We start from the raw sequence: 10,020 nt of genomic DNA on the forward strand, positions 1-10,020 counted from the left end.
TCATCTTAGACGCATACTTTTTCTTCTGTTTTTTCCAAAAACCAAGAAAGAGCAGAAGCTTGCTTCACCACTTCACCAATCACAATCATCGCGGGATTGCTCACTTGCTGCTCCGAGGCTACGCCTACGATAGTGCCAAGCGTACCTGTAACCGTGCGCTGATAAACCGACGTGCCTTGTTCAATAAGAGCGACCGGCGTATCCGCGCTTTTTCCGGCGTCTAAAAGCTGACGGCAAATATAAGGCAAGTTTTTAACGCCCATGTAAATCGCAAGCGTATCAACTCCTTTTGCTAAATGCTCCCAGCGAATACTTTCCGGCTTGCCGCTCAGACAATGTCCCGTCACAACGGCAAACGAACGGCTCAGCTCACGATGCGTGACAGGAATTCCAGCATACGCCGGCGCCGCAATTCCCGCTGTAATACCCGGAACGATTTCAAATGGAATTCTATGCTGAACAAGGACTTCTGCTTCTTCACCGCCTCTTCCGAAAATAAACGGATCTCCGCCTTTTAACCGGACGACGGTATTTCCTTTTCTTGCGTAGAATACAAGCAAATCATGAATATCTTCTTGAGAAACGCAGTGATCACCAGGCTTTTTCCCGCAGTAGACGAGTTCGGCTCCTTCTTTTGCATACTGAAGAAGAACAGGGTTCACTAATCGGTCATATAAAATAACATCTGCTTTTTCTAAACATTTGGCTGCTTTTATCGTTAGTAAATCTGGATCTCCTGGTCCGGCTCCTACAATGTACACTTTTCCTGTTCTCATTTTTGCTTCGCTCCTTTTAATGTGTCCCCTTGAATTTTTATGGCGCGTTGAAAATCAACGCGCCACGGTACTTATTCTTCAATTAAAAGATACAGTAAATCTCCTTCAACAGACGCTTCGTACGTGTCTACACATCCGCTGTCAGGCTCTTGCACGTTGCCGTCATGCAAGCAAATTTTCCAGTCGTGCATCGGACAGAACACCGAGTCGCCGCTCACGATTCCTTCACTGAGCACCCCGCCTTTATGCGGACAGCGATTTTCAATTGCCCGTATTTTTCCGCTTGATAGCTTAAACACTGCAATTTCTTTTCCGTTTACTTTCACTGTTTTACCTAGGCTTACCGGAAAATCATGAATCGACCCTACGCATACTTTTGTAATGTTTTTATTCACCATCTTTATTTCCCCCCAGCTTTATGATGTGACAACTGTTTCAAACAGCTCTTTTTTCGTCTTTTTACTTTCGACGATTTCTTTCCAAGGATCACGGTACGTAGATAACGCTTCGTCCATACGCATATTCAGCTCTCTTCTCGTTTCAGCGTCATCAAGCACTGACTGAATGTGCGAAAGTCCCATGCGCTCAATCCATGCAGACGTACGCTCTAAATAATTAGCAGTTTCTCGGTAATACTGCAAATAAGCTCCTGTAATGTCCATCAATTCTTCATCTGTTTTTACTTTATACAACAAATCTCCTCCGCGAAGATGCGTACCTCCATTTCCGCCCACGTAAATTTCCCAGCCGCCGTCAATTCCAATAAAGCCAATATCTTTAATACCTGACTCAGCACAGCTTCTCGGACAAGCAGATACAGCCATTTTTACTTTATGAGGTGTCCATAGTCCTTCGAATTTTTTCTCAAGCGCAATGCCAACGCCCATTGAATCCTGCGTTCCAAAGCGGCAAAACTGTTCGCCGACGCATGTTTTCACCGTTCGCAGCGACTTACCGTACGCGTAGCCAGAAGGCATATCTAACTCTTCCCATACGCTAGGCAAATCTTCTTTTTTAACACCAAACAAATCAAGACGCTGACCACCCGTCACTTTTACGAGCGGAATTTCATATTTATCAACAACATCTGCAATCCGTCGTAAGTCTTCCGCATTTGTGACGCCTCCGTACATGCGAGGAACAACAGAATACGTGCCGTCTTTTTGAATATTGGCGTGCATGCGTTCATTCACAAATCGTGATTCGCGTTCATCAACGTATCCGGTTGGATTCACCATACCTAAATAATAGTTTAGCGCCGGACGACATTTCGAACAGCCTTCTTCATTATTCCAGCCAAGTACATTCATCACTTCACGCGTATGCGAAAGTCCTTTTGCTTTGATTTCTTCGACAACTTCATCTCGTGACAGAGTCGTACAGCCGCAAATTGCTTCTTTTTGAGCCGCCGCGTCAAAGTCAGCGCCAAGAGTATGCTGAAGCACTTCCGCTACAAGCGGCTTACATCCTCCGCAGGAACGCGAAGCACTTGTACAAGCTTTGATTTCATCAACCGATGAGCATCCTTGTTTTTGGATAGCTTCCACAATCGTACCTTTTGTTACGCCGTTACAGCCGCAAATAATATCATCCGCGCTCATGCTTGCTACTAAGCTTTCACCCGCGTTACCGCCAGATGGCTGTAAAATCGAAACTTTCGCGACATCCGATACATCTTCTTGCTTTTGTATCATTGAAAACAGTCGATTTCCGTCGCTGCTGTCTCCAAAAAGAACAGCTCCGACGATTTGATTCCCTCGCAGAACAAGCTTTTTATAAATGCCGTCTTGTTCATCGAACACTTTGATCGCTTTTTTCTCTTCATCTTCCGTGAAGTCTCCTGCTGAGAACACTTCAACACCTGATACTTTTAGCTGGGTGGATAAAACCGATCCTTCATAAGGCACTTTTTCTGCCCCGCAAATCGCTTTTGCTAATGCTTTTCCTTGTTCATACAGAGGTGCCACCAGTCCGTATACCATTCCTCTATGCTCTGCACATTCTCCAACGGCGTAGATGTTTGGGATGTCCGTTTGCATATAGTCATTCACGACAATTCCTCGGTTTACGTTAAGTCCCGCTTCTTTTGCAAGCTGAACGTTTGGCTTAATTCCAACGGCCATCACGACTAAATCAGCTTCTAAAAACGTCCCGTCTTTAAAAGATAATCCTTCAACTCGCTCATCCCCAACGATTTCCGCCGTTTGTTTTTCAAGCAAAAACTTCATGCCTTGTTTTTCTAATTCGTTTTGAAGCAATTTGCCGGCTGTTGGATCAAGCTGACGTTCCATTAAATACGGAGCTAAATGAATCACAGATACGTCCATTCCCAGATTTAACAGTCCGCGCGCTGCTTCTAATCCAAGCAGTCCGCCTCCAATAACCGCTGCTTTTTTATATTGCTGAGATGCCTGCACCATTTCATCCGTGTCTTTTATATCTCGAAAAGCCGTCACTCCTTTTTTATCTGATCCCGGAATTGGAAGAATAAAAGGAAGAGAACCCGTTGCTAAAATTAATTCATCATACGATTCTACTCTGCCGCTGTTTGTCGCTACTTCTTTTTTTATCGAATCGATACTAGTAACCGTTTCGCCCGTATATAATGTAATATTGTTTTCTTGATACCAGTTCCAATCGTTTAGCGTAATGTCTTCAACATTCGTATCTCCTTGCAGCACTTTTGATAGTAAAATACGATTATAGTTCGGATGCGGCTCGCTTCCGAAAATCGTAATTTCAAACGCTTCCCTTGAAACCTTCAATACTTCTTCAATCGCTCGAACTCCAGCCATCCCATTTCCAATCAATACGAGTTTCTTTTTTTGCATCTTCCATTCCTCCCCTGGCGTCTATACCTGCTTGTTTCAAAGATATATTCCCTATACATCTTTAAAGATATACTTAAGATATATGAATTTTCTGAATCGTTCAACTTATGTGTTAGATTATCTAACACAGTTATGATATGTATGCGATTCCATTGCTTTAACAGCAAGCAAAAAAAATAAGTGGTCTAATTACGTTTTAATTTGGATCATCCTTTGCATTTTATTTTGTGATATTTTTCACAACGTTAATGTAACAAAAAGAAATAACCTGGGCTATGATAAAAATCACTCCCACAAAAAATGATCAATAGTTTGATAGTCTGGTTCTAAAAACTATAAAAAGACAAGCCCCCTTTTTCGAAAGAGGGCTTGTCTTTTTATTTTCCCGTAAACCAATTCACAACGTACTCTCCCCACACTTCATTTCCTTTTTTCGTTAAATTACCGCTGTCTTTATTTATATACTCTCCTAAATGAAAGGGCCAAATGAGCGAGTGATTCATATAATATACCCAGTTTGCTTCAGAGACTCCCCTGATCGCTTCTACTCCTTCTTCATAGGACTCAGTTTGTGAAATATATGGCTGTGATGGCTGAATCATAAGAGTTTTTTTCAAGTCTTTAAGCTGATGAATCAACTTGTCTGTATTTTCAAGCGTATCATCTAGCGTAAGGTGCTGATAATCATTTTTAAGAGGCGCTTCAAACAGAATAATGTTTGGCTGAAGTTGATCAATTTGATCGGCAATATGTGAGGATAAAAGCTCATCCGTTGTTTGGTTGCCGTATGAAAGTGTTTTAACCGTAAATACATCACTTCCATACGTAGCTGCTAGCTCTTTTTCTAACTGCTGAGGCCACCCTGCTTCCTTCGCGGATGTGGCAATTACAAGAATTAGAGGCTTTTTATTTGCGATAGATGACTCAATTTGCTTTGTAATAAAGTCTGGAAGATTTTTTGTATAAGCAGATACATCGGAAAACTGTTTTTCTTTATGTACAACAGCAGTTTTTACTTCACTTGCCTGCGCTTCCGTTTGCTTTTGCCAGTGCTGCGTCCCCGCATACATCACCGCCCCGCACAAAACAGCCGCCGCCACATTTACCCCAACCATCGCCTTCATTCAATCTCCCCTTTACCCGTTTTCAAAAACCAACTATATTCTACCCACCAAACTTACATTCAACAAAATAAACAAATGGACGAACACAAAAATACTTCACTGAATCTGCCCTAAAAGGTCCACCTATCCGGATGGGACCAGCCCGCAAGGGAGGGGCTCATCCGGATAGGTCTAGCAACTCTACCATCACCAAAGAGCGGTGATGGTAGAGTTGCTACATCGATATAAAAATAATTATAGATTAGTAGAATTTGGAATGGGGGACCTTTCGTACGTAAAATCTCTACAAATACACAGATACTTCGCATATTTCCTAGCGAAACGTGAAGTTTCCGGGGAAATTACGTCACGTTTCTTAAAAAGAAAACATAATGTACGTTCATTCGCACAGGTGATCTTCCCCTTGTACAGTAGAGATACCGGCGGAATACAGCAAAAACGCGTTTTTGAAAAAGGAATGCCACATGCAAAAAAGCTCGTTTGATCAAGTCGCTTCATCTTTTCATCCATTAATTGTGTCGATGATTAAAAAATTTCATATTTACAAAGACTACGACGAATATTATCAAATTGCGTTGATTGGTTTATGGAGAGCATATCAAAAATTTGACGAAAACAAAGGATCTTTTTCTGCTTATGCCTACACAACCGTGCGCGGTACGATCCTTTCTCATTTAAAAGGCACCATTTTATACGAAGAACGTGAAACACTGGCTGAGCAGAACTTGCTTTCACTAAACGAAGATCCCGCTCTTCCCGTTCCGCTAGAAAGTGAAATCATCAGGCAGCATATCGAACATTTAACGGGAAGAGAAAAAATCTATGTAATCGAACATCTGCTAGAAGGCTACTCGTATAAAGATATTGCCTATAAATACGGAGTCTCCACGGGAGCCGTTAAAAACTGGGGAAAAGCAGCTCGCAAAAAGCTAAAAGCCTCGCTTCTTCAGGAGTAAAAAAAGAGGAAGCTTATCATAAGCTTCCTCCTTCCGTGCATATGTGTAGTCCAAACGATTGTTCATATGTAGGACAAGTTTATTCGATAAAACGAACGCATTATGCCAAGACAACCGGACTTTCTAAACAGTAATTACGAATAACAGCTGCTCTAGCCAGCTTTTTTTCTAAACTATAATAAGAAAGTTTTACTGGAATGAACGTTCCGTCTTTGAAGTGAATTAGCATAGAGGTTGGATTAACTGTAGCAAGCGTGTGTGAAGTATGAACATGAGAGGCAAAAATCCAAGCGCAGCTATAGTCGTTAGGCGAAGATGTAGGAAACGCAATGATGGCTTGTGAACGATTAATAACAAGCGGCGTAAGCTGTTTGTACGGAAACATTTTTCGAACGGCGGCAATCGATCCCTTAAACGTACTTAATTCTCGAATACACGCTTCTTCTAATAATTGCTTACACGTCTTGCTTAGCATGTATTCTCCTGCTTCATCTAGCACCTTTGTGCGGTGAATAGGATCATTCACTGGAATCAATGCTTTTGTCGTCAAACCAATTTGATATTTTTCATCATTTGTCATACATCTACCCCCTTTGCTACTTTATAACTATTCTATACTATCGAAACGGGAAAAATCTAGTCTTTTTTTCTCATTATTTGAAATATTTTGAATATATTTTATATCCAAAGAAAAAAGCGCTGAAACCAGCGCTTTTTCTCTTAGATGAAAATGTCTAAAATAAGAACCATCGCAAACGCCGCAAAGGATAGAATCGTTTCCATCACTGTCCACGTTTTTAACGTTTGAGCCACTGACATATTGAAGAATTCTTTGATCAACCAGAAGCCAGAATCATTTACGTGTGACAGCATCACAGAACCTGCGCCTGTTGCTAGCACCAATAGCTCTGGGCTTACGTTTGGCATGGTTGCTGCAATTGGTGCGACAATACCTGCTGCTGTTGTCATTGCTACTGTTGCCGAACCAACTGCTGCACGAATTAACCCTGCAATCACAAATGCTAGCACGATAGGAGAAAGATGTGCATCTTGAGCAAATCCCGCGATCGCGTCACCTACACCGCTTGCTGTTAAAATTTTATTAAAACCGCCGCCTGCACCGATGATTAAAATGATCGAAGCAACGGGTCCAAGACATTCGTTTGTGAATTTTAATAAATCATCTTTGTTGTATCCTCTTGCAAAACCGAACGAATAAAAAGCAAACACTAACGAAATCAATAGCGCAACAATTGGACTTCCGATAAAGTTTGTTACGTAGCGAATTGTACTTGTTTCTGGATAAACAAACCCAGTGATCGTTGCTAAAAGCATTAATAGTACTGGAAGTAAAATCGTGAATAACGTAATCCCGAAGCCAGGAAGATCTTTATGCTTTGACTCTGTGAACTGCTCCATAATTTCACCCGTTGGCTCTACGTGAACGCGGCGTGAAATGAACGATCCGTAAATAGGACCTGCCACGGCTGCAGCTGGAAATGCCACAACTAATGAATACAAAATCGTTTTACCTAAATCTGCTTTAAAAATATCTACCGCTAGCATCGCTGCTGGATGCGGAGGTACTAAACTGTGAACAACGGCTAAGCCGGCAATTAACGATAAACCAATTTTAATAAGTGACGTACCCGTATGCTTGGCAATTACAAACACAAGCGGAATTAATAATACAACCCCAACTTGGAAAAAGACCGGGATACCACAAATAACCGCTACAACCATCATTGCCCAGTGTACGTTCTTTTCACCAAATACGTTAATTAACGTGCGGGCGATACGCTCGGCTCCGCCTGACTCTGCCATCATTTTACCTAACATCGTTCCAAGACCAAGAACAATCGCGATAAATCCTAAGACACTCGCTACTCCTTCTTGGAAAGCCGTTACGATATCAGGCAGCTTCATTCCTGAAATAAGACCCATAAACAAAGCCGCGACAATTAGTGCTACAAACGGATTTGTTTTAAATTTGGCAATTAAAAAGATTAGTCCGACAATCGATACAATCGCATACAGCAAAAGACTTGCTTCATGACTTAATCCGAATACTGAATTCATATGTTCATCCCCTTAGTGTGACCATTTTTCATGTACGTACATCCAAATAATGTATACGCTTTCAAATATTTTCTAAAGTGAACGTCCATCATACGTTCACTTCTTTCTATTTACTTAGTAATTCAACCGTTTCACGAAGCGTTGTTTTAGCTCCAACATTTCCAGGAAAAATAATGTACGCAATGCCCGGAAACTTGCTTTCCTCTCCCGTTACCCATACCGGAATACCCGGCTTGATTTGTCCAGCAACCGTCGCGCGCTTTACAGATAAGCCGTTTACGCCAATATCACTTGACGTAATGCCGCCTTTTGCGACGATAAAGTTTGGACGAACGTTTAAACGGCGAACAATGCTTGTAACCGCATCTGAAATTTTTACCGATAATTTAAGCTCTTCTTCTTTTTTCCCTTCGCCAAGATCTAAGCGCTCGCGTCTTGTATACACAGCTACCGTTTGACCTTTAGAAATCAGCTTCTCTGCTTCATTGATAATACGATTCACTTCTTCTTCAAACTTTTCAGGTTCTAAGACAAGATGACAATCAAATTCAATAAATTCAATGAAGCTGCATTTCTTTAATTCTTCTAACTGCTCTGTTGTTTTTTTAACATGCGAACCAACCATAATTAATCCGCCGTTTGATGACTTTTCTTTAATGAGCTCTTCTTTTGTTAACAGGTCTTTGTCGCTCACGCCGCCCATCACTTTTGTTAGAGCCGCAGCGCTTCGATACATAAAGTGCTTTCCAAGCTTCATCGCGCGAAGAAGCGCAATCGTCACAACTTTTACATCCACATAATCTACTGCGTTCACAACGACTTTGTTAAAGTCTTTCACTTCCATTAACTGATTTGTAATCGTCACTAAATCAAGTGCACGAATGCTCCCGAGCGAAATATACGTCGTATGACTTGCTTTGAATTTCCCTTCGGACTTTTCTTCTACCCACTCGCCTAAATGAGATTTACTGTAGCCAAACGTACGGTCTTTTGCAAACTCCGTTTCTCCTGCCGGCACTAAGTAGTCTTCATCTTGCACGTAGTGAATGTTATCAATGGTGAATCGTCCGCCTTCTTTAAAGAAAGGAAAAATCACTTCGCCGTCAAGCACTTGATTGGAGTGCTGTTCGACCGTTTTCTTTAACACTTCTGTTTCTAACGGATAGTGACCGCGAAGAGTCGAATCACCTCTGCTGATAATTAAAAACTCTTTATTCAGTTCACCTGCTACCTCTGTAATAACAGCGGCAATGTCCGTGTGCGCTTTTTCCGTTTCAGATGCGGTAAATCCGCGGGAATTTGTTAGAATAAAAAACATTGAATTTTCTTCTAAAAACCCTTGCTTAATGCTGTCTTTGCTCCAGTCCGTATAGACGGAAATGCCGTTAACCGTTTGAACACCCGTTGGATCATCATCCAGCACAATGATTTTTTGGTTGAACGTCAGAAGCTCTTCATCAAGCATTTTTTGTACAAGTGCTTCATCGACCGCTGGAATGTTTTTAAACACATCGCTTACAAGACGTTTTTCCTGCTGTTTAATCATGCTTCCACCTTCTTTTTCACTTCAACGTTTGCTAATTTTTCATAGTACTGTACAATTCCGCCGTGATCATCGCTTGCTTTTCCGTCTACTTTTAACGCGTGGAAAATTTCCACAAGCTGGCTTGAAAGCGGAAGCGGTACGCCAATGTCATGAGCCGTTTCCATCACGTTTGTCATATCTTTTAAGTTAATATCAATGCGTCCGCCTGCTACAAAGTTGCGGTCTAAAATAAGCGGCACTTTTGCATCTAATACAGCGCTTCCAGCTAATCCGCCGCGAATCGCTTGATACATTTTTTCAACGTCAATGCCTGCTTTGGCTGCTAGTACAAGTGCTTCAGACATCGCTGCGATATTTAAGTTTACAATGACTTGGTTTGCAAGCTTCGCCGTTACGCCGCTTCCGTTGTCACCAACAAGCGTTACTTCTGCTCCCATCGCATGAAGAATAGGTGAAACGCTTTCAAAGATATGTTCATTTCCTCCGACCATAATAGCAAGCGTGCCGTCAATTGCTTTTGGCTCTCCTCCGCTAACCGGAGCGTCTAGCATCTGAATTCCTTTTTGTGCAAGCTCAGCCGCAATTTCTTTTGATGCTACCGGAGAAATCGAACTCATATCGATGATAACGCTTCCTTCTTTTGCGCTATGAATTAACCCTTCTTCTCCAAGTACCACGCTTTTTACATGATGTGAAGCCGGAAGCATC

Annotated in this window: 9 protein-coding genes; 1 reads left to right on the plus strand and 8 read right to left on the minus strand. The window is 41.8% G+C overall.

Going from position 1 to position 10,020, the window contains the following annotated elements; all coding sequences use genetic code 11:
* Nucleotides 1-5 precede the first annotated feature (5 nt).
* The 4 genes from cobA to ACFX4N_RS09000 form a co-directional block, all read right to left on the minus strand.
* Nucleotides 6-776, minus strand: coding sequence for a uroporphyrinogen-III C-methyltransferase (gene cobA / locus ACFX4N_RS08985; protein WP_328251378.1), 771 nt, complete (start codon nucleotides 774-776; stop codon nucleotides 6-8).
* A gap of 71 nt (nucleotides 777-847) precedes the next feature.
* The gene (nirD, locus tag ACFX4N_RS08990; protein WP_013055862.1) at nucleotides 848-1,174 is read right to left on the minus strand and encodes a nitrite reductase small subunit NirD; all 327 of its coding nucleotides are present in this window, start codon (nucleotides 1,172-1,174) and stop codon (nucleotides 848-850) included.
* Nucleotides 1,175-1,192: 18 nt separating this feature from the next.
* Nucleotides 1,193-3,607 (minus strand): nitrite reductase large subunit NirB, encoded by a 2,415-nt coding sequence (nirB, locus tag ACFX4N_RS08995; protein ID WP_328251379.1) that lies wholly within the window; start codon nucleotides 3,605-3,607, stop codon nucleotides 1,193-1,195.
* Nucleotides 3,608-3,984: 377 nt separating this feature from the next.
* Nucleotides 3,985-4,731 (minus strand): SGNH/GDSL hydrolase family protein, encoded by a 747-nt coding sequence (locus ACFX4N_RS09000; RefSeq protein WP_328251380.1) that lies wholly within the window; start codon nucleotides 4,729-4,731, stop codon nucleotides 3,985-3,987.
* Nucleotides 4,732-5,195: 464 nt separating this feature from the next.
* Between ACFX4N_RS09000 and ACFX4N_RS09005 the strand changes: the two genes are divergently transcribed.
* The gene (locus ACFX4N_RS09005) at nucleotides 5,196-5,687 is read left to right on the plus strand and encodes a sigma-70 family RNA polymerase sigma factor (protein WP_328251381.1); all 492 of its coding nucleotides are present in this window, start codon (nucleotides 5,196-5,198) and stop codon (nucleotides 5,685-5,687) included.
* Between the two features lie 100 nt (nucleotides 5,688-5,787).
* Here ACFX4N_RS09005 and ACFX4N_RS09010 read toward each other — a convergent pair whose 3' ends face one another.
* The 4 genes from ACFX4N_RS09010 to ACFX4N_RS09025 form a co-directional block, all read right to left on the minus strand.
* Nucleotides 5,788-6,267, minus strand: coding sequence for a competence protein ComK (locus tag ACFX4N_RS09010; RefSeq protein WP_328251382.1), 480 nt, complete (start codon nucleotides 6,265-6,267; stop codon nucleotides 5,788-5,790).
* A gap of 140 nt (nucleotides 6,268-6,407) precedes the next feature.
* Nucleotides 6,408-7,766, minus strand: a complete 1,359-nt coding sequence (locus tag ACFX4N_RS09015) for a GntT/GntP/DsdX family permease (protein WP_057238872.1) — start codon at nucleotides 7,764-7,766, stop codon at nucleotides 6,408-6,410.
* Between the two features lie 106 nt (nucleotides 7,767-7,872).
* A complete protein-coding gene (locus ACFX4N_RS09020; RefSeq protein WP_328251383.1) occupies nucleotides 7,873-9,312 on the minus strand; it encodes a four-carbon acid sugar kinase family protein in 1,440 nt (479 codons plus the stop codon).
* The coding region (locus ACFX4N_RS09025) for an NAD-binding protein (RefSeq protein WP_377261243.1) at nucleotides 9,309-10,020 on the minus strand (712 nt) is incomplete at its 5' end. The genes ACFX4N_RS09025 and ACFX4N_RS09020, both read right to left, overlap by 4 nt.

Origin of the sequence: Priestia sp. YIM B13551 (assembly GCF_042787905.1) — a bacterium.
Lineage (GTDB): Bacteria > Bacillota > Bacilli > Bacillales > Bacillaceae_H > Priestia.

Coding starts and splice junctions, on each gene's coding strand:
- cobA (WP_328251378.1), bottom strand. CDS start 776: ATGAGAACAGGAAAAGTGTACATTGTAGGAGCCGGACCAGGAGATCCA.
- nirD (WP_013055862.1), bottom strand. CDS start 1,174: ATGGTGAATAAAAACATTACAAAAGTATGCGTAGGGTCGATTCATGAT.
- nirB (WP_328251379.1), bottom strand. CDS start 3,607: ATGCAAAAAAAGAAACTCGTATTGATTGGAAATGGGATGGCTGGAGTT.
- ACFX4N_RS09000 (WP_328251380.1), bottom strand. CDS start 4,731: ATGAAGGCGATGGTTGGGGTAAATGTGGCGGCGGCTGTTTTGTGCGGG.
- ACFX4N_RS09005 (WP_328251381.1), top strand. CDS start 5,196: ATGCAAAAAAGCTCGTTTGATCAAGTCGCTTCATCTTTTCATCCATTA.
- ACFX4N_RS09010 (WP_328251382.1), bottom strand. CDS start 6,267: ATGACAAATGATGAAAAATATCAAATTGGTTTGACGACAAAAGCATTG.
- ACFX4N_RS09015 (WP_057238872.1), bottom strand. CDS start 7,766: ATGAATTCAGTATTCGGATTAAGTCATGAAGCAAGTCTTTTGCTGTAT.
- ACFX4N_RS09020 (WP_328251383.1), bottom strand. CDS start 9,312: ATGATTAAACAGCAGGAAAAACGTCTTGTAAGCGATGTGTTTAAAAAC.